At 49.5% G+C, this 25,187-nt stretch carries 22 protein-coding genes; 18 read left to right on the top strand and 4 right to left on the bottom strand.

The window, feature by feature from the left end; translation table 11 throughout:
• Position 1: 1 nt before the first annotated feature.
• The gene (locus I0P70_RS03425; protein ID WP_196114788.1) at positions 2-454 is read right to left on the bottom strand and encodes a GNAT family N-acetyltransferase; all 453 of its coding nucleotides are present in this window, start codon (positions 452-454) and stop codon (positions 2-4) included.
• Positions 394-2,001 (bottom strand): sodium:solute symporter, encoded by a 1,608-nt coding sequence (locus tag I0P70_RS03430; RefSeq protein ID WP_196114789.1) that lies wholly within the window; start codon positions 1,999-2,001, stop codon positions 394-396. Before I0P70_RS03430 ends, I0P70_RS03425 begins: the two co-directional genes overlap by 61 nt.
• A 909-nt stretch (positions 2,002-2,910) precedes the next feature.
• Between I0P70_RS03430 and I0P70_RS03435 the strand changes: the two genes are divergently transcribed.
• From I0P70_RS03435 to I0P70_RS03455, 5 genes are all read left to right on the top strand, one after another.
• Positions 2,911-3,396 carry a 2-dehydro-3-deoxyphosphooctonate aldolase gene (locus I0P70_RS03435; RefSeq protein ID WP_196114790.1) on the top strand — a complete coding sequence of 162 codons (486 nt, stop codon included), beginning with the start codon at positions 2,911-2,913 and terminating at the stop codon, positions 3,394-3,396.
• A gap of 19 nt (positions 3,397-3,415) precedes the next feature.
• A complete protein-coding gene (locus I0P70_RS03440) occupies positions 3,416-3,979 on the top strand; it encodes a DUF4256 domain-containing protein (protein WP_230391965.1) in 564 nt (187 codons plus the stop codon).
• 73 nt (positions 3,980-4,052) lie between these two features.
• The gene (locus tag I0P70_RS03445) at positions 4,053-4,787 is read left to right on the top strand and encodes an acetolactate decarboxylase (RefSeq protein WP_196114791.1); all 735 of its coding nucleotides are present in this window, start codon (positions 4,053-4,055) and stop codon (positions 4,785-4,787) included.
• Between the two features lie 368 nt (positions 4,788-5,155).
• Positions 5,156-7,741, top strand: coding sequence for a DUF5686 and carboxypeptidase regulatory-like domain-containing protein (locus I0P70_RS03450; protein ID WP_230391966.1), 2,586 nt, complete (start codon positions 5,156-5,158; stop codon positions 7,739-7,741).
• A 240-nt stretch (positions 7,742-7,981) separates the two neighbouring features.
• Complete coding sequence (locus I0P70_RS03455) at positions 7,982-9,229, top strand: aspartyl protease family protein (RefSeq protein WP_196114793.1); 1,248 nt, start codon at positions 7,982-7,984, stop codon at positions 9,227-9,229.
• 1 nt (position 9,230) lies between these two features.
• Here I0P70_RS03455 and I0P70_RS03460 read toward each other — a convergent pair whose 3' ends face one another.
• Positions 9,231-9,509 (bottom strand): hypothetical protein, encoded by a 279-nt coding sequence (locus tag I0P70_RS03460; protein WP_196114794.1) that lies wholly within the window; start codon positions 9,507-9,509, stop codon positions 9,231-9,233.
• A 551-nt stretch (positions 9,510-10,060) separates the two neighbouring features.
• Between I0P70_RS03460 and I0P70_RS03465 the strand changes: the two genes are divergently transcribed.
• From I0P70_RS03465 to argH, 8 genes are all read left to right on the top strand, one after another.
• On the top strand, positions 10,061-10,729 hold the full coding sequence (locus I0P70_RS03465; protein ID WP_196114795.1) for a GNAT family N-acetyltransferase: 669 nt from the start codon (positions 10,061-10,063) through the stop codon (positions 10,727-10,729).
• 6 nt (positions 10,730-10,735) lie between these two features.
• A complete protein-coding gene (gene argG / locus I0P70_RS03470; RefSeq protein WP_196114796.1) occupies positions 10,736-11,932 on the top strand; it encodes an argininosuccinate synthase in 1,197 nt (398 codons plus the stop codon).
• Entirely contained in the window at positions 11,932-12,933 is a 1,002-nt protein-coding gene (argC, locus tag I0P70_RS03475; protein ID WP_196114797.1) for an N-acetyl-gamma-glutamyl-phosphate reductase, read from the top strand. The genes argG and argC overlap by 1 nt, the downstream gene beginning before the upstream one ends.
• Before the next feature lie 308 nt (positions 12,934-13,241).
• On the top strand, positions 13,242-14,390 hold the full coding sequence (locus tag I0P70_RS03480) for an aspartate aminotransferase family protein (RefSeq protein ID WP_196114798.1): 1,149 nt from the start codon (positions 13,242-13,244) through the stop codon (positions 14,388-14,390).
• Positions 14,390-15,340, top strand: coding sequence for an acetylornithine carbamoyltransferase (locus I0P70_RS03485; RefSeq protein WP_196114799.1), 951 nt, complete (start codon positions 14,390-14,392; stop codon positions 15,338-15,340). Before I0P70_RS03480 ends, I0P70_RS03485 begins: the two co-directional genes overlap by 1 nt.
• A gap of 299 nt (positions 15,341-15,639) precedes the next feature.
• Complete coding sequence (argB, locus tag I0P70_RS03490; RefSeq protein ID WP_196114800.1) at positions 15,640-16,437, top strand: acetylglutamate kinase; 798 nt, start codon at positions 15,640-15,642, stop codon at positions 16,435-16,437.
• Positions 16,430-17,494 carry a M20 family metallo-hydrolase gene (locus I0P70_RS03495; RefSeq protein WP_196114801.1) on the top strand — a complete coding sequence of 355 codons (1,065 nt, stop codon included), beginning with the start codon at positions 16,430-16,432 and terminating at the stop codon, positions 17,492-17,494. The genes argB and I0P70_RS03495 overlap by 8 nt, the downstream gene beginning before the upstream one ends.
• A 167-nt stretch (positions 17,495-17,661) precedes the next feature.
• A complete protein-coding gene (gene argH, locus I0P70_RS03500; RefSeq protein WP_196114802.1) occupies positions 17,662-18,993 on the top strand; it encodes an argininosuccinate lyase in 1,332 nt (443 codons plus the stop codon).
• Between the two features lie 88 nt (positions 18,994-19,081).
• Here the strand turns inward: argH and I0P70_RS03505 are convergent, their stop codons facing one another.
• A complete protein-coding gene (locus tag I0P70_RS03505; RefSeq protein WP_196114803.1) occupies positions 19,082-19,768 on the bottom strand; it encodes an MCP four helix bundle domain-containing protein in 687 nt (228 codons plus the stop codon).
• 198 nt (positions 19,769-19,966) lie between these two features.
• Here I0P70_RS03505 and I0P70_RS03510 point away from each other — a divergent pair, with 198 nt between their 5' ends.
• The 5 genes from I0P70_RS03510 to I0P70_RS21305 all read left to right on the top strand — a co-directional run bounded on the left by I0P70_RS03510 (position 19,967) and on the right by I0P70_RS21305 (position 24,887).
• Complete coding sequence (locus I0P70_RS03510) at positions 19,967-20,689, top strand: peptidase-C39 like family protein (RefSeq protein ID WP_196114804.1); 723 nt, start codon at positions 19,967-19,969, stop codon at positions 20,687-20,689.
• A gap of 3 nt (positions 20,690-20,692) precedes the next feature.
• A complete protein-coding gene (locus tag I0P70_RS03515) occupies positions 20,693-22,171 on the top strand; it encodes a RimK family protein (RefSeq protein ID WP_196114805.1) in 1,479 nt (492 codons plus the stop codon).
• Complete coding sequence (locus I0P70_RS03520; protein WP_196114806.1) at positions 22,161-23,417, top strand: glutamate-cysteine ligase family protein; 1,257 nt, start codon at positions 22,161-22,163, stop codon at positions 23,415-23,417. The genes I0P70_RS03515 and I0P70_RS03520 overlap by 11 nt, the downstream gene beginning before the upstream one ends.
• A complete protein-coding gene (locus I0P70_RS03525) occupies positions 23,411-24,136 on the top strand; it encodes an N-formylglutamate amidohydrolase (RefSeq protein WP_196114807.1) in 726 nt (241 codons plus the stop codon). Before I0P70_RS03520 ends, I0P70_RS03525 begins: the two co-directional genes overlap by 7 nt.
• Positions 24,137-24,278: 142 nt before the next feature.
• On the top strand, positions 24,279-24,887 hold the full coding sequence (locus I0P70_RS21305) for a YqaE/Pmp3 family membrane protein (RefSeq protein WP_230391967.1): 609 nt from the start codon (positions 24,279-24,281) through the stop codon (positions 24,885-24,887).
• The last annotated feature ends 300 nt before the right edge of the window (positions 24,888-25,187 follow it).

Here is a 25,187-nt window from a genome sequence, read left to right on the forward strand (position 1 = left end):
ATTATCTGATAAGTCTGTATTCTAAATATTTGTTGGTGAAGCCCATTTTTTCATACAGGTGGCGGGCCGGATTGTCGGGCTCCACGTGTAATGCAATGCTGCCATCGGCAGTTTCGGAGGCCAGTTGCACCAGCTTTTTGCCAACACCTTTGCCGCGCTGGTTGCCATGCACGGCTACGTATACGAGTATGTTCTCCGGTATATACCCGCTCATGCCGGTATTGTTCAGAATCAGCGCGCCCACTACCTTGCCAGCTTCACGGGCTACGATCACCGAACCGCCTTTGCCCTCTGCATCCGAAAGCGCATAGTCCATGCACTTGGCAATGTCTTCGCGGGCGTCGCCGTACTGGTCCAGGTGCTCAAAGAGGAAGTCAAGTACTTCGTCGCGTTTTAGTTGCTGGTGATTGGTTGGGGTGTAGATCTCGTATTGGACGGAGTTGTTTTCTGCCATTTTTCTTTTCCAGTTTTATTGGGGTATAGTATAGTTAACGTAATGTAAAGCACAAGGGAAGCCGTGAGGCCAAATAAATTGGGGTCGAGGCCATAAGGCAAGCCAAAGCTCAGGTCGAGCCACGGCATGTGTACGATGCCTTCGGTATTTATGGTTACCTGCAGCAGGATGGTGGTGAAGCCACCCACCAGCATCGCCCAGAATGCGGCCACACTGCTGCGGCGTTTCCAGAACAAAGCACCGATGATCGGCACAAACAGGCCTGACACCATAAAGGCGTAGGAGTAGAGCATCAGGTCGAGCACGTTGGTCATGGTAGTGGCCAGCCAAAGTGCAAAGGCTCCCACCAGCAGCGTGATCAGTTGTGACAGGCGCAGCATTTTAGGGGAATCTGGATCTGACTTAGTAAAGTGCCCGATCACGTCCGTCACAATATTGCCAGACGAAGCCATCAGGCAGCTGTCAGCGGTAGACAGGATGGCTGAGAAATAAGCTGAGAGCATCAATCCCATCAGACCAACCGGCAATACTGAGCGCAGGAGCATGGGCAGTCCTGATTCAGGGTCAACATCCGCGCCTACGCCGAGTGCTTCAAACATACCTTGCTCCGCGGCCACTCTTGCCAGTATACCCAGGCTTACGCCCATAAATGCCATGATCGGCCATTCGAACAGGCCGGCCAGGTACCAGGCACGCTTGGCGGTCTTTTCGTCGCGGCAAGCGTAGATGCGCTGGTAGAGCGTCATGCCCACAAACCAGATCGGAATGATGGTGATGGCCCAGTTCACGATCTGCTGCCAGGTGATGTTGGTAAGCGTCAGAAACTCTGCCGGCAGTGTGTTGCGGATGGCTTCCATGCTGCGACCGGACTGTTCAGAAACCCAGGCAAAATCTGTGAGCTGCTCAAAGCCGATCTGCTCCACACCGCCGCCGACTGCCAGAAAGGAAACAGGTATACCGATGAAGATAAGTCCGCCCATCAGGATCGCCCACTGCACGGTATCAGTGTAGATTACCGCTTTGAGGCCTCCCATGACAGTATAGACCACTGCAATGATACCCATGATCAGCAGGGCCGTGTTGAGGTCGAGGTTAACGAATGTGCCACTTGCCAGCTTTGCCCCGGCCAATATTTGAGAACTGGTGAAGCCGGTATAGCCGATGGCCGAGATGATGCCGGCCAGCAGTGCCACGCGAGCGTTGAAGTAGTGGCCAAAAATCTGTGGGAAGGTGAGGAATTTGTCGAATGCCGGGTTGCGCTTCACTTTAGGTATAAGAAAAACTGCCGCCAGCCAGGCACCGAGCAGTCCTGTGAACAGCATCCATGCGCCGGAAAGGCCCATCACAAAACCTAGTCCGCCCAAGCCGATGGAGAAGCCGCCGCCCACATCCGTTGCCACTACCGACAGACCAATGTGTCCGCTGCCCATGCCTCTGCCACCCACATAATAATCGTCTGCACCCTGGTTCTTTTTGAGGAAGTAAAATCCAACGCCCAACATGGCCAGCATGTAGAGCACAAAGATGGTGAGGTCGAGAATGTGCATGTATTAGAATAGTATAAGTTTGAGTATTGGCTATTAGTATCGTCGATTATGAATATACTCAAAATTGTGCTGAAAAGCTTGTTTTAGTTGTTAAAAGTGGCCTCAAAGACGAAGATCAGCTAAAATGGTGTGTGGTTTTTATGCAAATTGTTTGAAGAGGTAAGGCAGAGAGAGTATGAGCAAAAAAGGTATGAAAGGGTAAATTTTGTTAGGATAATAATATTTAGGAGGAGTTGCTGGAGTGCGTAATCAGGTTAATGATACAGACCGTTAATGGAAGCGTATTTTCCATAAAAATGATAAAAACTGAAGTATAATTTCAAGGTATTTTTTATATTGGGTAGGTGCTATATTTATGTGAGCTAGGTTTTAGGGAGAGGGGGTAGATGGGGTTCACCAGATAAGTGCAGATAGTGGGAGTAGGTACTCCTGCTATACACTAGTTGGCATTAATGTATAATTGAAAGAAAGGAATGATTTAAGATTGACTGGACAAGAAGATAGTACAAAACTCCTAAAAATAAGAAGAAAGTTAGCTTATGTACTAATTGGGCTGAGCCTATTAAACTTTTTGACATATTATGTTAATACAGGCTTAGGTGGGAATTATACAGACTTTGTCGATTCGATTGCGCACTGGACAGTTCCTCTTATGAGTCTTTTATGGGGACTTATTTTGGGTACTCTAATAAGTTGTATCCCATATAATAACTATACTTATAAAAATAAATTTTTGGTAACTGTGTTTTGCATTTCGATTCTTTTCAATCTGCTCTTCTTAGTTATAGGAGTTTCTTTACTGTTCGGTTAAAAATGAAGTAACACTTATGCCAACCACGCCTATAATTTAGCAACGCCACATTATAGTCAAGACCGTTCCCATAAAGACAACCCTCCCACATAAATCACATGAAGCTAAAACACTACCTCATTCCCATCGCTTTCCTGGCAATATCTTGCAGCGCCTCCAAAAATACCGGCTCCACTTCAAATACTGCCTCCGCTAAAGGTATGATTGACTACGGTAGTCCGATGCATGAGCAAATGTTACTTAATGAAATTACTTTCGTGATAGCAGAAGTCAGCGAGGACAAAACTTACGGCTATGACAGCATAAATCCGATCATGGTCGGAGGTGCTGATAAATCGGAGGGACCACTTAATGAAAGACGTTTCCTGAACGCGCTGGCAGGTCCTGACGGGGAGGTCATCAGTTATCACCGGCTTGGGAGCTGCTGCAGTTTCCAGTCAAAAAACGGCATGATGGGTGGCGGTCTGCTCGACAAGTACAGCATCACCTACGAAGGACTGGCTGAGCCAATCATACTGTACATCAACATGTATGATTCTGACAAACTGAAAGTACCGGTTGGTTTTACCTTGAAAAGTAAGTAATAATCAAGTAGATATAACCATGGCAAATACAAAAGAATTATCACCCGAACAACAGGAGGGATTGCTCAGCACCCTGAAAGCTCGCTTTGAAAAGAACATGCAACGCCATGCAGAGATAGCCTGGAACGATGTGCTAGCCAGACTGGAGGCGAATCCCGCTAAACTATGGTCGCTGCACGAAATGGAGCGCACAGGAGGTGAGCCGGATGTGGTAGGGCACGATCAGCAGACTGGAGAGTACATCTTTTACGACTGCGCAGCGGAGAGTCCCAAAGGGCGCAGAAGCGTGTGCTACGACCGCGAAGGACTGGAGTCGAGAAAGGAGCACCGGCCAGAAAACAACGCCGTAGACATAGCGTCAGACATGGGTATTGAACTGTTAACAGAAGCTCAATACCAGGAATTGCAAAAGCTTGGGAAATTCGATCTAAAGACGTCGAGCTGGATCCAAACGCCCACTGAGATCAGAAAGCTAGGAGGTGCTCTTTTTTGCGACCGACGCTATGATCAAGTTTTCGTGTATCACAACGGAGCACAATCGTACTATGCCGCCCGGGCTTTTCGGGGCTCCCTAAGAGTTTGATCCGAAAATTTGAGAACAGATAGCTGAACTGCCCATTCTGAGAATTACCCGCTATTATATGCTATATTTGAACATGAAACAGCTACTTCTTCCAACGATCAGCCTGCTGGCCATGCTATACCTGAGCAGCTGCACGACTGATGCTGCCCAGCATGATGCAACTACCACAAGTGACGTGCAGGTAGTGGGTGCCATGCGCAACGTCATGTGGAAAGGCGAACTGGCCGGAACCATTGACTTGGACTCCCTCTCAGACAAAACACACCTGTACGGACTGGGGCCGGTAGAATATCTCGCCGGTGAACTCCTGATACTGGATGGCAAATCTTATAAATCGGTGGCGACGAGCGATACAAGTATGCGGGTAGAGGAGACCTTTGACGTTAAAGCCCCGTTTTTTGTCTATGCGCAGGTACCAAGTTGGCGGGAGCGCATGCTGCCGGACTCCATCCGTACGCTTCAACAGCTGGAGCTATACCTGGACAGCGAGACGCAGCACAGCACGCGGCCATTTGCATTCAGAGTAAGCGGCGAAGTAGAACAGGCTACCATCCACATCGTGAATTTGCCGGCTGGCTCAACGGTCAGTTCACCAGACGAAGCGCACCAGGGACAGGTAAATTATGAACTGCACCAGGTGGAGGCGGATCTGGTGGGCTTTTTCTCCACAGAGCACAAAGCCGTCTTCACACACCACGATACCTACATGCACCTGCATCTGATCACAAAAGACCGTTCCCAAATGGGGCACCTGGATGCAGTGACATTCAAGCCCGGAACGCTGAAGCTATACCTGCCGGAGGTATAACAAGACACACCATTCCAAAGCATTCATAACAGCTGCTATACCTGGAAAACTTCTCAGGTATAGCAGCTGTTATTTTTATGTGTTTTCTCAATTTTTTTCAGAAAATCATGCAACCAGTTGGGGTTAAATAGCATCTTAACTATATATTGCAGTAAGTATTCTTTTATGCGCTGCTTCTACTTTAATCCCTTTTTATGAAAACTAACTCTACGACCTTTCTGCGTTATTCTCTTTCCAAAGCCTGTATTCTAATCTGTTCCGGTTGCTGTACGCGGTGCTAGATTCCAATCTGTCTCTTCTAAATCAAACTTATTTATTTGACCGTCATTCCTATGCGTTTATTTTCCTGTTGGCTTACCCTCTTCTTTTTGCTGTCACAACTTTCGCTTTCTGCCCAGGGTATACGCGGCAGCATTAAGAACCAGCAAGGCGAGGCGCTGCCTTTTGCCTCGGTTTATATCACTAACCTCAACAACGGTTCCTCGAGTAATGCTAATGGTGACTTTGAGATCAAGCTGCCCGCAGGAAAGCATACCGTGGTAGTGAAGTACATCGGTTATGAAGCACAACAGGTGCAGGTCGAAATCTCGGATAGTTGGGTGCAGCGAGACTTTCGCTTAGGAGAGCAGTCCTTTGCGCTGAAAGAAGTGCAGGTGAAGGGCAAAGGGGAAGACCCGGCCTACACCATCATGCGTAAGGCCATCGCCAAGAAGAAATACCACCAGCTGCAGTACGACAGTTACAAGATGAAGGTATACGTGAAGGGTACGGGCGAACTAACCAATGCGCCTTTCTTCCTCAAGAACAAGCTCAAAGAAGAAGGCGTGAAGCTGAACGAAGCTTATACTATGGAATCGGTGAGCGAGATCAAGTTTGCGCAGCCGAACAAGTTTGAAGAGAAGGTGATTTCCATCCGAACATCCGGCGACAATAAAGGCACCATTTCGCCGATGTCGTTTGTGAGTGCGAGTTTCTATGATGATAAAGTAGTAGAGATGGTGTCACCGTTGTCGCGTTCTGCTTTTGCCTATTACAAGTTTCAGTACGAGGGCAGTTTTCAGGAAGGCAACATTGATGTCAACAAGATCAAGGTAACCCCGCGTTCACGTGGTGACAATGTGTTCGAAGGTTATATCTACATTATCGAGGGTTACTGGGCCATTCACAGCCTCGACCTAAAAACCAGCATGATGGGCTTCCCGATCAAGGTGAAGCAAAACTATGCCGAAGTGGCTCCGACCGTCTGGATGCCGACCACGCACCAGTTTCATTTCTCGGGCAAAGTGATGGGCTTCGGAGGAGAGTTCCGCTACCTGGCTTCCATCTCTGATTACCAGGTGGCGCTAAACAAAAAACTAGTGGCACCAAAAGAGATCATAGACGAGAAAGTAGAGGAAGTGCCGGAGGTGATTGCCGCTATCAAGTCAAACAACAGAAACCCAAACCTGGAAGCATTGGCTAACCAGGACAAACTGACGCGCAAGCAGTTCCGGCAGCTGATCGTGGAGCAGGAAAAGGAGGCCCTGAAAGAGCGTAAAGACCCGGAAGTGGTATCGGAGCGCAGGTATACGGTTGACAAGCTGGCTACCAAGCGCGACTCCGCCTACTGGGACTCCGTGCGTCCGGTACCCTTGAGTGAAAAGGAACTCAGAGGTTACCAGCGCGACGACTCACTCGCCCAGATCAGGTCGGCTGAGCTAACGGGAAAGGACTCCACCAAAGTGATCAAGAAGCGGAAATTCAAGCCGCTGGACCTCGTGACAGGTGGCGGTTACAGGCTTTCGCCGCGCACGCGCCTCAACATCGATCCGACGTTTACCAACGTGTATTACAACACCGTGGAGGGATGGAACGTGAACCTGAGTGGCAAACTGCGTCACCAGTACGATAGTTTGCGCCGCAGCTTTGAGGTGGCACCAACCCTCCGGTATGGCTTCGACAGCGAAACGTTCTATGCCAAGACAAGGCTGACGCATACAGTCAGGACTAAAGGTAAATCGCACCTGCTATACCTGGAAGGCGGTCAGTTTGTGGAGCAGTTCAACAGCGAGAACCCGATCCACCCGCACATCAACACACTCAGCACGCTGCTATTCCGCCGCAATTACATGAAGATCTACGAGAAGAGTTTTGTGGAGACCGGCTTTGAGTACAAGCCTTCGGTATGGCTGAAAGTAAGCGGCAACATGGAGTGGTCGCAGCGCAACCAGCTCTACAACAACACTGACCGCAGCTTCTTCTATTCAGATGCCGACAGGTTCTTTACACCCAGCACACCAGACAACATTGAGCTGGAAAGTACCGAGTTTCCGAAGCACGAGGCACTGGTGCTGCAGGCAAATGTGAGCTACCGTCCTGTGCAGCGTTACCGTCTGTACAACGGCCGCAAAATTCCAATCATGGAGCGATCGCCGGAGCTGTTGCTGATGTACCGCAAGGGCGTGTCAGGAGTGTTGGGGAGTGATGTGAACTTTGACCAGGTGCAGTTAGGCATCAACCATGCGCTGGCCTTTGGGGTACGGGGCAAGCTGGAGTTTGAGCTGCGCGGGGGCACGTTCCTCAACAGCAAGAGCATGTACTTCATGGACTACAACCACTTCGACGGCAACCGCACCATCCTGAGTAGCCTCAAGCCGGCCGGTTCTTTCCGCCTGCTCTACTACTACCAGTACAGCACTAACGGCAGCTACCTTTCGGCGCACACGCACTACCAGTTCCGCAAGTTCCTGCTCACCCAGATACCGGAGGTGCGTTTCACAGGTATAAAAGAGAACATCTTCTTTAACTACCTCAAAGCGCAGCACTCTCCGCACTACTATGAAGTTGGCTATTCGCTGGATAATGTGTTCCGAGTGTTCCGCATCGAAACGGCGGCCTCTTTCAATGACCGCAGCTTCCAGGAAATGGGTTTCAGGATAGGTATAGCCACGCTTCTGAAGTTTAATCAAAATTAAGCAACGTAATAGGAACTGAAGCGCTGGCTATACCTGTAAAGTGACAGCTAACACCACTTGTCAACTTCAGCTATAACAGCGCTTCTCTGTTACGTTCTGTACCATAAAAGTGCTTTCAGGAAAGAAAAAAATCTACGTCATGTTGCACTAAAGCAATATTATTCAGTATCCATGCCATCTTGATCTAAAATCTACGTATACTAATATGACTGATTGTCTGTGTCTTATGTAGATTTTATCATGACAAGGTTTTCCCGCTTCATCCTGCTTTGTCTTTGCTTCTGTCTGTTGTTTTCCGAAGCAATAGGGCAGGCCTTTGCCAGCGATACGGTTTACTTTACATCAAAGCGAAAGAGCATTACCATTCCCTTCAAGCTGGTTCACAATCTGATCATCATCCCGGTGCAGATCAACGACTCCAAACAGCTCAACTTCATACTGGACTCCGGTGTGAAAAATACACTGATTACCCGCCTGCATTACTCTGATTCCCTCAGCCTGCATGAAGCCGGTCGTATTACGATACAGGGTCTGGGCACCGGGCACGAAATAGAAGCGCTTTACTCAAAAGGAAATTTCATGCGCATGCCGGGCATCGTGGGAATGAACCACGAGGTGTATGTGCTGATGGAAGATGTTTTCAATCTGTCGACCCGTATGGGAATGTCCATACACGGTATCATCGGTTATGATATCTTCCGCAATTTTATTGTTAAGATCAACTACAGCAGCAAAACACTAACGCTCTACCGACCCGATATTAAACTCAAAATTCCGAAAAAAGGGGAAGTATACCCGCTTTACATCGAAAATACCAAAGCCTATGTGGAGGCGGGAGTGCGACAGCACAACGGTGATTCGATTAAAGTGAAGCTGGTGATCGATACGGGGGCAAGCCATTCGGTTTCGCTCTACCTACCCACGAACGATCGCCTGCAGTTGCCGCCCAAAGTGATGGAGGCCTATCTGGGGCGAGGATTAAGCGGCGACATCAACGGTAAGATCGGGCGGATCAACAGCTTTTCACTTGGAAAGTATGAGCTGCAGGATTTGCCTGCTTCCTTTCCGGACGAGGAGTCGATCAAAGTAGCGCTCAACCTGGCGAACCGTAACGGCAACTTGGGTTCCGATATACTGAAAAGATTCACCGTGATTTTTGACTATCCGCACGAGCGCATGATACTCGTTCCTAACCGCAAATATCGCGACCCGTTCTACTACAACATGACAGGTTTCGAGATTAGTACACCCTTGCCTGGTGCTAACTTTTACATTGTGTCGCATGTGATAGACGACTCCCCGGCTAAGGAGAGCGGACTGCTGCCCGGTGATCAGCTCATTAACATCAACGGCCGCGATTGCAAGGAACTGGCGCTGGATGAACTGCTCGAACTCTTTGACACCAAGCCAGGCCGCAAGCTGAGAATGAGGCTGAAGCGTGACTCTAAATTAGTTAACGTGGAAATGGTTTTGCAGAGCAGGATCTGATTTAGGCCTGCTGCATATCCGTGTATACCTGCACCCCCAGCAACACCACAGCCATCACGATCAGGGCAATGCCTACATAGAACCTTACCTTAGGGACAGGTGCTGCTACCATGTTTCCGGCTGCATCAGGTTTGCTAAAGCGCAGATTCGACAAGATAAGTCCGTTTCCGAAGCTGAGCCAGATGGCAGCCATGAGCGGGTCACGGGTCAGGAAAAGGGAGGCAGTGCCAATAGCAGAGAAAAGGATGCCGATGATGACACTTAAAGACAGATTTTTCATGGTGCCGCAAGATACACAAAACCCGTCTTTTCAAAGGTGCCCTTACCTCACTGTTGATTGAATAATCCGGATTTAAGGTGAAGTCTAAGTAGTACGGGAGGTAAATGTTGTAACATTTTATCAGATTGTGTAAATTTTACAATAAACTACAACTCTTTGTTGTTTAATTCGATATTATTTCAAAACCTTTGCTTTCCATAACAGGCAGAGGCCTGTTTAACAGATCGAACCGAATTTTTAAAATGAAAAAAAAGCCGACTTTATCATCAGCGATGGTAAATCACCTTTCTCCGAAGGGTGCGTCTTTTTCTATCCTGTCTGCCAGGATAGTTTTGAGGGCCATTAACGCCGTGGTCCGCTACAGGCCCTAGGCCGACGTGCTTCCCGACTGCTTACGTGGTGGTCATTCTTCCCCATTTCTTATAGTGATAACATGTTGCCTGACAAAGGTATGCGTAGCTGCATAACCTTTCCACAGCATTGTTTCCGATTGTTTTAGTTCTGTATCAGCTGGTTATGCACAGCCATAGCCGGGGTATATATTTTCCAAAATGAATCCATCACCTTTTATCATTACCGTTGCCGATGTGCAACACACAGGCTACGCGGCGCAGATCTGCGACGAAATGGAGTCATCTGCCAAAGCCAGAGGGACAGGTATAGCCAAGCGTACCTCGGAATACATTGCCCAGAAAATGCTGGAAGGCAAAGCCGTGATCGCCCTGGACATGAACGGTGTTTGGGCGGGCTTCTGCTACATCGAAACCTGGAGCCATGGCAAGTATGTGGCTAACTCTGGCCTGATTGTGTCGCCGGAGCTACGTAAAAGCGGACTGGCCAAACTGATCAAACAGAAAATATTCGAACTGTCACGCACCAAGTACCCGGATGCCAAGATCTTCGGTCTGACCACGGGCTTGGCCGTGATGAAGATCAACTCTGACTTGGGCTATCGTCCGGTTACCTACTCCGAACTGACTGACGACGACGCTTTCTGGAGTGGTTGCAAAAGCTGCATTAACTACGAGATTCTGATGATGAAGAACCGCAGCAACTGCCTCTGTACCGCCATGCTCTACGATCCGGCGCGTGAGCAGAAGCCAATTGCGCGTGAGCAACTACAGATACTGACGCCGATCGATGAACCGGCTATACCTGTTGGTTACGGCACTTTTGCGCAAGGCCACACAAATCCAAATACTAACCCGACAAGCATTTAAGATAGCATGAAAAAGAAAGTTGTTTTAGCCTTCAGTGGCGGTCTCGACACCTCTTACTGTGTGAAGTACCTGAAAGAGGAAAAGGGCTTGGAAGTACATTCTGTTTTGGTAAACACCGGCGGCTTTTCAGAAGAGGAATTGCAGCAGACCGAGCAGCGTGCCTATGACCTAGGCGTAACGCAGCACACGAATCTGGACGAGACAGAGTACTACTACCAGAGCTGTATCAAGTACCTGATCTTTGGGAACGTACTGAAGAACAACACCTATCCGCTGTCGGTGAGCGCGGAACGTGTGACCCAGGCCATGGCCATTGCACGTCACGCCAAAGCCCTGGGAGCTGATTACGTGGCGCATGGCAGCACAGGAGCCGGCAACGATCAGGTGCGCTTCGACATGATCTTTCATGTGATGATCCCGGAAATTGAGATCATCACGCCGATCCGTGACATGAAACTTTCCCGTGAGGAGGAAATAGAGTACTTGAAGCAGCACGGTGTAGAATATGACTTTGTGAAAGCGCAGTATTCGATCAACAAAGGTATCTGGGGCACATCGGTTGGTGGCAAAGAGACACTGACTTCGCATCAGCCATTGCCTGAATCAGCCTATCCAACGCAGCTGACCAAGGAGCAGCCGGAGCGTGTGACCCTGCATTTTGAGAAGGGTGAGCTGACAGGTATAAACGACAAGGTATACGACAGTCCAGTACAGGCAATTCAGGCGCTGCAAAGTATAGCCGGCCCATTTGCCATTGGCCGTGACATCCACGTGGGTGACACCATCATCGGTATAAAGGGCAGAGTTGGTTTTGAGGCTGCGGCCCCAATGGTGATCATCAAGGCCCACCATACCTTGGAGAAGCATGTGCTCACCAAATGGCAGCTTTACTGGAAAGATCAATTGGCGACCTGGTACGGCAACTGGCTGCACGAGGGGCAGTTCATCGACCCGACCATGCGCAATATCGAAACCTTCCTACAGGAAACGCAGGAGAATGTAACTGGCAAGGTACACGTGCTGCTGGCACCATACCGCTTCCAGGTGGAAGGTATAGAGTCAGAGCATGACCTGATGTCATTGAAGTTCGGTAGCTATGGCGAAATGAACAATGCATGGTCGGGTGAGGACGTGAAAGGTTTCTCGAAGATTTTCGGTAACCAGGCCATGATGTACCACAAGATCAACAACACAGAACTATAATGAACGTGATAATAAAAGCAGGTATAGTAGGCGGGGCGGGTTACGCCGGAGGCGAGCTGTTGCGTCTGCTCTTGCTGCATCCGAACGTGGAACTGGCTTTTGTGCAGAGCCGCAGTCAGGCGGGTAAGTCGGTATACGCCGCACACCCCGATCTGCTGGGCGAAACCGAAATGAAGTTCTCGGCTGATGCGGCTATACCTGTCGACGTGCTTTTCTTGTGCGCCGGTCACGGGGAGGCTGCTAAGTTTCTGGCCGAAAACGAGATACCTGCCGATACCAAGATCATTGATTTAAGTCAGGATTTCCGCTGGAATGAAAGTACTTCAAGTGATTTGATTGAGGCCGGAGAAAGAAGCTTTGTGTACGGCTTGCCGGAATTGCAGCGCGAGCAGATACAGCAGGCGCAGCACATTGCCAATCCGGGTTGCTTTGCCACAGGTATACAACTGGCTTTGCTGCCGCTTGCCAAGCAAAACCTGCTGAACGCTGATGTACATGTAAGTGGCATTACGGGCTCAACGGGTGCCGGACAGAGCCTGAGCGCGACGTCACATTTCAGCTGGCGCACCGAGAATGTCTCGACCTATAAAGTGATGGAGCACCAGCACCTGCGCGAGATCAAGCGCAGTTTGCAAAGCCTTCAGGGAGAAGCCCAGCCAGAGATTCACTTTGTCCCTTACCGCGGCCCTTTTGCAAGAGGCATTTTTATCACGGCCTATTTGCAGACGGACCTATCGCTAGAGGAAGCCCAGGCTTTATACAAGGACTATTACAAAGGGCATCCTTTCACGCTAGTCACCGACCAGAACCCAGACCTGAAGCAGGTAGTGAACACGAACAAATGTGTGCTATACCTGCAGAAGCATGGCCAAATGCTCGTCATCACGAGCCTGATCGACAACCTGCTGAAAGGAGCTGCTGGTCAGGCCGTGCAGAACATGAATCTGGTTTTCGGGCTGGAGGAAACGACGGGATTGAAGCTGAAAGCAACTGCGTTTTAAATTAAAATTTATTGCGCGAGCGTCTTCGCTCGTGCTCTCTATAATACCCTCGCTCGCCTCTGGCGAGTGTGAGCTATCCGGCGGACTCTGGCCGCTTTTATCTGTGCCCGAAGGCACATGTGGAGAGACGCCACTGAATAACTCACACTCGCCAGAGGCGAGCGAGGGGCTGAACTTAAGAGAGCTGATTTTAAAAGCACCCTTTAACAATAAAAAATAACCATCAACATTTTAAGCAACCATGCTACAATACCCAAGAACCCTGTTTTACATCTATTTTCTAACCTCTTACATCTAATTCCATAGCCATGAACCTCTTTGATGTTTACCCGCTCTTCGATATCGAACCTGTAAGAGCCGCCGGTCTTTCTGTTTGGGACAAAGAAGGCCGCAAATACCTCGACCTTTACGGCGGTCACGCTGTTATCTCCATCGGTCACTCTCACCCGCACTATGTCAAGCGCATCGCGCGTCAGCTATACGATATTGGTTTCTACTCCAACGCTGTTCAGAATCCGCTGCAGGTAGAACTGGCAGAGAAACTGGGCAAACTCAGCGGCTACGTAGACTATAGCCTTTTCCTGTGCAATTCCGGCGCCGAAGCGAATGAAAATGCCCTGAAGCTGGCCTCCTTCCAGACAGGTCGCAAAAAGGTCATCTCCTTTAAGGCATCTTTCCATGGCCGCACCTCAGCTGCTGTTGCTGCCACTGATGACCCGAGCATCGTAGCGCCGATCAACCAGACCGAAAATATCATTTTCCTTCCTTTCAATGATGTGACTGCCTTTAATGAGGCCTTGCAGCAGCATGGACAGGAACTGGCTGCCGTGATTGTGGAAGGTATACAGGGTGTAGGTGGGGTAAACATCCCAAGTGTGGAATTTCTAAAAGCATTGGAGGCTGGCTGCAAGCAGGTGGGCGCATTGCTTATTCTGGATGAAGTACAGTCAGGTTACGGACGCTCCGGTAAATTCTTCGCGCACCAGCACGCCGGTATTACTCCAGACCTGATCACCGTTGCCAAAGGTATGGGCAATGGTTTCCCGGTGGGAGGCGTACTGATTAGCCTGGAAATAGAGGCGCGTCATGGATTGCTGGGTACCACTTTTGGAGGCAACTACCTGGCCTGTGCAGCGGCTATTGCGGTGTTGGAAGTGATCGAAAAGGAAGAGTTACTATACAACACCACCATTATGGGGCATTACCTGCGTGAGAAACTCGAAGGTATGCCGGGCGTAAAAGAAGTGCGTGCAATGGGTCTGATGATTGGCATAGAACTGCACGAGCCGTGCGCAGGTATACGCAAGCTGTTGCTTAACGAGTATGGCATCTTCACGGGCAGTTCTTCTAATAAGAATACACTACGCTTGTTGCCGGCACTCACCATTAGCAAATCAGAAGCTGATCAATTTTTGAAAGCATTTTCCACGATCCTCAGCAAAAAAGTAACCGCCTAATGAAGCAATTTACTTCCGTACACGATGTGCAGGACGTAGCCGCCTTGGTGAACGAAGCACTCGAACTCAAAAAGAATCCTTACGCACATAAAACGCTAGGCCAGGACAAAACCCTTGGACTGATCTTCATGAATCCAAGTCTGCGCACTCGCCTGAGTACCCAAAAGGCAGGTATGAACCTGGGAATGAATGTGATGGTGATGAACCTCGACAAAGAAGGCTGGGCACTGGAAACCCGCGATGGCGTGATCATGGACGGCACTACGGTGGAGCACATCCGGGAGGCCGCCGCTGTGATGGGGCAGTACTGCGACATCATCGGCATCCGTTCTTTCCCAAAGCTACAGGATAGAGAAGAGGACTACAGCGAAGACTTGCTGAACAAATTCATCGAGCTGACCGGCGTTCCGATCGTGAGTCTGGAGTCTGCTACCCGACACCCACTGCAAAGTCTGGCCGACTTGGTGACCATCAAAGAGCAGGCGGCTGCCGGTAAGAGACCGAAGGTAGTATTGAGCTGGGCTCCACACATTAAGCCTATTCCGCATTGCGTGGCCAACTCCTTTGCGGAGTGGATGCAGCAGGCGGATGTGGAACTTGTGATCACAAACCCGGAAGGCTACGATTTGGCAGATGAGTTTACAAAAGGCGCACAGGTGCTACACAATCAAGATGAAGCGCTGCAAGGTGCGGACTTTGTGTATGTGAAAAACTGGTCAAGCTACGAGCAGTATGGCAAAGTGCTGACAGACGGCGAAGGCTGGATGATCACCAACGAAAAGCTGGCCCTGACGAACAACGGTAAAGTAATGCATTGTCTGCCGGTGCGCCGCGGTTTGGAATTAAGCCACGAAGTGCTGGACGGACCGAACTCACTGGTGATCGAGCAGGCGAACAACCGATTATATGCGGCGCAGGCTGTATTGAAGCGGATGCTGGAAGGGAAATGATTTAGTGGTTTTTGCTTGAGTGGTTGAGTGATTATAGGCTTTACACTCACCCTATAGCCCTCGCTCGCCTCTGGCGAGTCTGAGCTATAGGGCGGACTCTGGCCGCTATACCTTATACCGCAGGCACAAGTGGCGGGACGCCACCGGATAGCTCACACTCGCGGGACGCGAGCGAGGGTATAAGGTAATACACGGCTTTATTCCATGAACAGATTGGAAACCCTTCAATCACTAACTCGCCGAATCACTCATACACTAAATCACAAACTCACTCATTCACCAAATCACTCAATTACAATATGTACATCATAAAAATTGGCGGAAATGTTTTGGATAACCCGGAGCGGCTGCAACGTTTTTTGATTGATTTCGCTGCGCTGCCTGGTCCAAAATTACTGGTGCATGGTGGCGGCAAAATTGCCTCTACGATTGGACTGCAGCTGGGTATACAGCCCGCATACGTAGAGGGCCGCCGCCTGACCGACGCGGGAACACTCAAGCTGGTGACGATGGTTTATGCTGGACTCATTAATAAAAACGTGGTAGCCCAACTGCAGGCGCTCGGCTGTAACGCTATCGGTATGACCGGGGCCGATGCCAATGCTATACCTGCCACCAGGCGCCCTGTTAAGAAAGTTGACTATGGTTTTGCCGGTGACATAGCAGGACCGGAGACTGTAAACGCAAATGCAATAAAAGCGCTTTTACAGGCTGGTCTCACGCCTGCGTTTGCTCCACTCACACATGACGGTCAAGGCAGTTTGCTCAACACCAATGCCGATACCATCGCCTCGGTGTTAGCTACGGCACTGGCCCCACACTACGAGGTGAAGCTGGTATATTGCTTTGAGAAAAAGGGTGTGTTGGCTGATGCAGAAGATGATGATGCTGTTATTCCACACATCGATCAGCACAGGTATAGCAGCCTGAAGGCCGATGGTGTAGTGAAAGATGGGATGATCCCAAAACTCGACAACGCTTTTGCTGCCTTGCAACATGGCGTCAGTGCGGTACTGATCGGGGAGGCAGAGGCTTTACCTTCTCTTGCTACAGCGCAGGGATTCTCAGGCACGACTATCGCTTTGAAACATGGATAAGAAGAACCTATACCTAGAGGCACTGGACCTATTGCAGCAGCTGATCGTTATACCTTCTTTTAGTAGAGAAGAAGACAAAACAGCTAATGCAATTACTTCTTTCATGGAATCAAGAGGAGTGGAGGTGCACCGGAAGCTCAACAATGTATGGGCTTTTAACAAACATTTCAATCCGGTACTGCCTACGCTGCTGCTTAACTCACACCACGATACCGTAAAACCCAACACCGGTTATACCCGCGATCCATTTGCAGCTACTATAGATGATGGGAAACTGTACGGTTTAGGAAGCAATGATGCCGGGGGCTGCCTTGTGTCGTTATTGGCGACTTTTCTATACTTCTATGAGCAGGAAGGGCTTCGATATAACCTGGTGTATGCCGCTACTGCTGAGGAAGAGATATCAGGCAGAAATGGTCTGGAGCTTGTACTGCCGGAGCTGGGAGAACTGGAAGCAGCCATCGTGGGCGAACCAACTTTGATGCAACTGGCTGTAGCCGAAAAAGGCTTGTTAGTACTCGATTGTGAGGCTAAAGGTCGCTCCGGCCATGCTGCCCGCGAAGAAGGTTTGAACGCCATCTATGAAGCGCTCCCGGATATCATCTGGTTCCAGACGTATCGTTTCCCGAAAGTGTCGGAGCATCTTGGGCCAGTAAAGATGTCGGTGACGATGATAGAGGCAGGCACACAGCATAACGTGGTCCCGGACAAGTGCAGGTTCACTGTAGACGTGCGCCTGACCGATGCCTATAGCATGGAAGAAGTGCTGGAGGTAATCCGGCAGCATGTGAAAGCTGAAGTAACGCCTCGTTCCATGCGACTGAAGCCTTCCTCTATACCGATGGAGCACCCGCTGGTACTGACTGGTATAGCCCTGGGTCGTAGCACCTATGGTTCACCTACCACTTCTGACCAGGCGCTACTTTCTATACCTTCGCTCAAACTCGGTCCCGGCGACTCTGCCCGTTCACACATGGCGGATGAATACATCTACCTAAATGAAATAGAAGAGGGTATAGGCTTATATATAGATATTCTGGAGCAGGTAATTAAATAGAAATCAATTTCAACTCGAACAAACCTGAGATATGAGTCGAAGGGAGCGAGCATAACTCTGAGAGATCTGGATTCCGATAGTTTTTCCTGATTAACTCCAGATTTCTCACTTTGTTCGAAATGACATAAAGGAAATTCACTCATTCACCAATTCACTCAATCAAAAACATGAAACTCTGGCAAAAGAACACCGACGTCAAAAAAGAGATCGAGCAGTTTACCGTGGGGCGTGACCCTGAATTTGACATGCAGCTGGCTGCTTTTGATGTGCTGGGATCTTTGGCGCATACGCGTATGCTGGAGCAGGTAGGCTTGCTGGAGAAGAATGATCTGGATGCCCTGCAGCAGGAGATGAAGGCGATCTACCACCGCATCGTGGCAGGTGATTTTGAGATTGAGTCGGGAGTAGAGGATATTCACTCCCAGGTAGAGCTGGAACTGACACGCAAGTTGGGGGAAGCCGGAAAGAAGATCCATAGTGGCCGTTCGCGCAACGACCAGGTACTCGTTGATCTGAAACTATACCTACGCTATGAACTGCAGCAATTGGTAGGAGAGGTGAAGTCGCTGTTTGATGTGCTACAAGAGGAGAGCGAGCGCCACAAAGACAAGCTTTTGCCTGGTTATACCCACCTGCAGGTGGCTATGCCATCTTCTTTCGGCTTGTGGTTTGGTGCTTATGCCGAGAGTCTGGTAGATGATGTGCTCTTGCTGCAGGCGGCTTACAAAGTGACTGACAAAAACCCACTGGGCTCTGCCGCCGGTTATGGTTCATCTTTCCCGCTCAACCGCCAGATGACAACTGACTTATTGGGTTTCAGCACCATGAACTACAATGTGGTGTATGCGCAGATGGGCCGTGGTAAAACGGAACGTGTTGTCAGTACAGCTATTGCCTCGGTTGCCGCGACGCTGGCGCGCATGGCCATGGACCTGTGTTTGTACATGAGCCAGAACTTCGCTTTTGTACGTCTTCCGGATAACCTCACCACGGGCTCCAGCATCATGCCGCATAAGAAGAACCCGGATGTGTTTGAGATCATGCGTGGCAAGTGCAACAAGCTGCAAGCGCTGCCGGCCGAAATTTCCATGCTGCTCATCAACCTGCCCTCTGGCTATCACCGGGAGCTACAGCTACTTAAGGAATCACTTTTCCCAGCTATCACTGAACTGAAAGACTGCCTGCAAATGATGACTTTCATGCTGCCGCAGCTTGAAGTGCGTGATCAGATCATGGACGAAGAGAAATACAAATACGCTTTCAGTGTTGATGCCGTAAATGCGGAAGTACTGGCAGGTATGCCTTTCCGGGATGCCTACAAAGTAGTGGGAGAGCGAATAGAAGCAGGTACTTTTGTTGTTCCTGAAGCAGTGCGCCATACCCATGAAGGAAGCATCGGGAATCTCTGCAACAGCGAAATCGCCACTTTGATGAACCAGGCCATAGCCGACTTCAATTTTGAAAGAGCCAACAAAGCTATCAGCGAACTGGTAAAGTAACAGAGTCGGCAGCTTTTGACATCAAAAAAGGGAAGCAAGAAATTATCTTACTTCCCTTTTTCATAAATCAGGTAGCCTAGCTGACTTTTTAATTCCAGTGATAATTCTGGGGCTTGATGTTCTTCAACTTGCGGGTAGCTTGCAGCAGCGTAGCGATCAGCAGGGCTATAAACACCGACATACCGATTACCAGGTATGAGAGTACTTTCAGCGTTTTAACCTGTCTGTCGGCCGACTGGTACAGTTCTTTTCCGACTTCTCCCTGCAGCGCGATCAGCTCATGCAATGGCTCCAGCAGGTGCAAAAAGGCCTGATGGCCCTCCGTGCGGTACAGGTTTTCAGCTTTGGCTTTGTCGCCTGCACTGCTTAACTGCAAAATACGATCCTGCACAGCCACGAGCTTTTTAAACTCTATCTTATACGTAGCCAGACCTTCGCTCTCGCGCTCAATCAGGTATGTGCTTTCAAATTTGTTTATCAACGACTCGATCTCTTCCGTATTTGCCAGCACCAGCTGATGCAGGCTGTCCTGCTCTGATGCAGCGGTAGACAGGATGTGGTCTTCGAGTGTCAGGCGGTTCTGATAGTAGCGTTCCATCACATCCGATATAACCAGCGAAGGCACCAGGCGATCATGGTATACTTCACGGAACTGATTACTTACACGACCAATGCTGTAGCTGGCAAACCAGTTAGCCAGGATGATGATAGCAAACACTGAACCCAGCGCAAATGCTACTTTATCACGTTTTGTTATCCGATAGGCCCAGTTCATAACAGGTAAGTTTTAGGTAAAAGACAATATACGTTTTATGGCTTAGATTCCCCAATGAAACACGTTTAATTACACGCAATAATTGTGCTGGACTTGCGGCATATTGTTAATTCTTCTTTCTAAAATACAGATAACTTCTTGCATGGTCCGCGTATAACAGGCACACTGATATAAAGTGCAACGCAAAAGTAGCTGCCTGTGATACCGATCAAGATCCATACGCAACCTGATGATTCCACTTGCGGACCTACAAGTTTGCATGCGGTTTATCGCTATTTCAAAGATCCCATCTCACTGAGTGAAGTGATCAAGGAAGTGCCCTACCTGGACGAAGGCGGAACGCTGGAGGTGCTGTTGGCTTGTCATGCCCTGGAGCGCGGCTACCGGGCCCGCATCTATACCTACAACCTGCATATTTTCGACCCCACCTGGTTTCAGCTCAGCAATGATGAGATCATTGCCAGACTGGAGGAGCAGTTGGAGTTCAAGAAAGGCACCAAATTCAAAAGGGCCACCATGGCCTACATTGATTTTCTGCAGCGGGGTGGTGAACTGCGCTGCACCGACCTGACCAAGGGTCTTTTGAAAGAGTATTTTGAGCGGGACATTCCGCTGCTGACGGGGCTTAGCGCAACTTACCTTTACCAGAGCGCCCGCGAGTTCACCGACGAAAACGGCAACTCCATCTACGATGACGTGCGAGGTTACCCGATGGGACACTTTGTGGTGCTATGCGGTTTTGCAGAGGATCAGAAACACATTGTGGTGGCGGACCCTTACCAGGAGAATCCATTCTTTCAAAACAATTATTACGAGGTGAAGGCATCGCACCTGCTCAACTCCATTATGCTGGGCATGGCTACCTACGATGCCAACCTGCTAGCCATACAGCCCGCAAAATCTGAACCTATCGACGAATAAATCATGCGAAAAATAGTAGTTGTGGACTATCCCAAAGACTGGGATGTGGCGATTGAAGACGTGGAAGTAGTGGATGTGCAAACCTACCTGACTGATACTACCTATACTGATATAAAAAATGCCCGTATTTTTAACCTGTGCCGCTCTTACAGATACCAGAGCGCGGGTTACTACGTATCGCTTCTGGCTGAAGCCAGGGGGCATAAACCCATACCGAGCGTAGCCACCATGCAGGACCTCAAGAGCCCGACCATTGTGCGGGCCATTACCGTGGAGCTGAATGAACTAATCCAGAAGACGCTGGGAAGTCTGCGGTCCAAGTCCTTTACCTTGAGCATTTACTTCGGGCAGAACGTGGCCAAGAAATACGAAAAGCTCTGTAAGCATTTGCATGACCTGTTTCAGGCGCCCTTGCTGCGTGCACAGTTTGTGTACAAAGACGAATGGGTGCTGCAGAGTATTTCGGCTATACCTATCAACGACGTGCCGGAGCACCATTTGCGCTACCTGCTCCGTTTTGCCAAATCGTACTTTGCCCGCCACCGCTTTTCAGGCGCCAAAATCGGCCGCAACAAAATCTATGACCTGGCCATCCTGGTTGACCCGGACGAAAAAGAGCCTCCATCAAACAAAAAAGCGTTGCAGCACTTTGTAGAGGCCGGTGAAGGAATGGGCTTCTATGTGGAGATGATCACCAAGGATGATTACCGCCGTCTGCCAGAGTTTGATGCCCTGTTCATCCGCGAAACGACTTCTGTTAATCACCATACTTACAAGTTCGCCCGTAAAGCCTACGCTGACGGTTTGGTAGTGATCGACGACCCGATTTCGATCCTGCGCTGTACTAACAAGGTATACCTGGCGGAGTTGCTCACTAAAGCCAAAGTACCGATACCGAAGACCATGATCATCCACAAAGACAACCGCGAACTTGTAGAGCAGGAACTGGGTATACCCTGTGTGCTGAAGAAGCCGGACAGCTCTTTTTCGCAGGGTGTCGTAAAGGCCAAAGACAGTGCAGGTCTGCAGCGCGAGCTGGATGAAATGCTCGTCGACTCAGAGCTGATCATCGGGCAGGAGTTCACACCGACCGACTTTGACTGGCGTATCGGGATCATGGACAAGCAGCCACTTTACGCCTGCAAGTACTACATGGCCAAGGGACATTGGCAGATATACAACTGGAACGGCAAGAAGAAAAACGACACAGAGGGTGATCACGAGACGGTGCCTTTTGAAGAGGTGCCGTTTGTGGTGCTGCACACAGCCATAAAGGCGGCAAACCTGATCGGCAACGGGCTGTATGGGGTGGATATAAAGGAGATAGACGGCAAGGCCTATGTGATAGAAGTAAACGACAACCCAAGCATTGACGCGGGCTGTGAGGACCAGATCTTAAAAAAAGAACTTTATACCGCTATCCTTAAATCCATAAAGAAACGCATAGATGACAACAAGAACGTTAGAACAGATGAGTACTAAAACCGCGACGCTGCACCTGTTTGAAGGCTATGGCGTGGAAATGGAATACATGATCGTAGACCGGGACACGCTGCAGGTACGCCCTATCACGGATCAACTGATCTATGATGAGATGGGTGCCTACGTGTCGGATGTAGAGTTCGGTAAAATGGCCTGGTCCAATGAACTGGTTTTGCATGTAGTGGAGCTCAAGACGCAGACCCCTGCCCATACCTTGATCGGCCTGGAAAATGACTTTCAGGAGCATGTGAAAAAGATAAATCAGATGCTGGAAAAGCATAATGCTATGCTGCTACCGACGGGAGCGCACCCCCTGATGGATCCTTTCAAAGAAACCAAACTGTGGCCGCACGAACATAATGCCGTGTACGAAGCCTATAACCGTATTTTTGACTGTCGCGGGCATGGATGGGCTAACCTGCAGAGTACCCACCTGAACCTGCCTTTTGGCAACGACGAAGAATTTGGAAAGCTGCATGCTGCCATCCGTATGGTATTGCCGCTTATACCTGCGCTTGCAGCTTCATCTCCAGTGCTGGACGGTAAGGTATCCGGTATGCTGGACACCCGCCTGGAGGTATACCGTCACAACCAGGATAAGATTCCAGCCATTGCCGGCAAGGTGGTGCCCGAGGCTGTGTTTACGCAAAAGGACTACCAGGAGCAGATCCTGAACCGCATGTATAAAGCGGTGGCACCTTACGATCCGGAGGGTGTGCTGCAGGAGGAATTCCTGAACTCACGCGGTGCCATCGCCCGCTTTGACCGCAACGCCATTGAAATCCGCATCATTGATATACAGGAGAGCCCGGTGGCTGACCTGGCCGTGTTGCAAGCTGTCGTAGCGGCCATACAGGCGCTGGTAGGGGAGCGCTGGGTAGGTGTAGACAAACTAAAGCAATGGAACGAAACCCGACTGTCTGAACTTTTCCTGCAAGTAGTGCGCAGCGGACAGGAAACCGTGATCAATGACCGCGATTTCATCGACTGCTTTGGCTTTGATTGTGAAGATAATTGTACCGTGGGTGAGCTTTGGAAGCACATCGTGGCCGAAACGCTCAATCTGGAAGAACAACCCCATGTAGCCCACGCCCTGAATGTAATCCTGTCACGCGGCTGCCTTTCCAAGCGTATTGTCGAAGCCTTGGGGGAAAATCCTGGCGAGGAGGACATTCATCGCGTATACCTGAGCCTTGCCCGCTGCCTGGGACAGGGCGGTGTATTTATACCTGATAAGCCATGCTGAGACTATTACTCACTTGCGAACACGGAGGAAACCTGATCCCATCTGCCTATGCACCACTCTTTCAAGGTCAGGAGGAAGTGCTGAAAACGCACCAGGGCTACGACATTGGAGCATTGGAGCTATATCAGACCATGAAACCAATAGCTGATGTGGGATTCTACTCTGAAACAAGCAGGCTGCTGGTAGAACTGAACCGTTCGCTTCACCATGCCAGGCTCTTCTCTGAATTTACGCAGGTGTTGCCGCCCGCTGAGAAGGAGCGCCTTCTTGAAAAACACTACAAGCCTTATCGGGAACAGGTGGAGCAAATGGTTTCTGATTTTGTGTCAGCGGGACGTCGCATGCTGCATGTGGCGGTCCATACCTTCACGCCGGTGCTGGATGGGGAGGAGCGGCAGGCTGACATCGGCTTACTCTATGATCCCAAGCGTAAGCACGAGCAGGCCTATAGCAAGGAGTGGAAAGCCGCTCTGAACAAAGCCGACAAAGAACTGCTGGTCCGTTTCAATTACCCATACCTGGGCATATCCGATGGCTTCCCGACATACCTGCGGCGCAAGTTCACAGCAGATGAATATGTGGGCATTGAGCTTGAAGTTAACCAGAAATTCCCGCAGCAAGGGGGTGTCCGCTGGCAGGAAATACAGGCTTTATTGGCCACCACATTGCAGGAAGTAGTGCTCCGAAATAGGGCCCTGCTATCTGAGAATGCTATTTAGAGAACAAAATAAGCTGTAATACAGTACTGTATGTTATATATGAAGAGTTTTGCATATAACCATAGCACTATCTCTTTCTGTAGTTTACACCCTTTACCAGGGATCAATCTTTTTATTTTTAATACTTTAAAAACCTAAAACTATGAAGATCAAAAGTTTACTTAATCTGGTATTTGTTCTGGTAGCGGCGCAACTAATGTTTGCCTGTAGCTCAGCCAAGTACTACGAGTTTGCCGGCCACAAGCAGGCCCCTTATCATGACATGAAGAAGCCTGCGCCACAGCAGGAGGTAGCCCCTGAAATATCGCTGAGCGAAGTAGCCATGGCTGCAGCCGAAGAAAAGGCCACTGAGAAAGCTGACGAGGAACCTGTACTGGAGGCTAGTGTTGCTGCTATACCTGCCGCTCCTGTTGCACCAACTCCTAAGGTAGCTCCGATTGCCCCTGCTTCTGCAGAAGAACTGACGGTGACTGAGGCTGAAGCGCTGGCGATGGCGAAAGAGCGTTTGGCCAACATGACCAAGGCGGAGAAGAAAGAGTTTAAGAAAGAGGTGCGCGAAGCCCTGAAGCAGGACCGCAGTGGTGGCGGTGTGAGCATCATCAAGATTATTCTTGCAGTACTGCTTCCGCCATTGGCCGTTTTCCTGCACGTAGGTCTGGGCACACAGTTCTGGATCAGCCTTATCCTGACGCTTCTCTTCTGGATTCCGGGTGTGATCTACGCACTGCTCGTCGTGACAGATACCATCTAAACTTACCGAATTCATTATTGATCAAAAGCACTGCCTCCCGGGGCAGTGCTTTTTGTTTTATACCTGCTTAACCCCCGGTGCACGTTTGCGTTTTATACCTGTAGCTGACCTTTATACCTTTACAGGCATGGAATACAAGGACTACTCCTGTTTTACAATATATAATGCTGATAATGATTTACTTAATCAATTGGTGTTATAGATGTACAACTAAAATGTACAACTCAATCAAAATTCCATTTATAAAACAGAAATTCTTTTACAAAATTGATACTATTGTAATATTGTAGCTGATTTGAG

The organism is Pontibacter sp. FD36 (assembly GCF_015686655.1).
GTDB lineage: Bacteria > Bacteroidota > Bacteroidia > Cytophagales > Hymenobacteraceae > Pontibacter.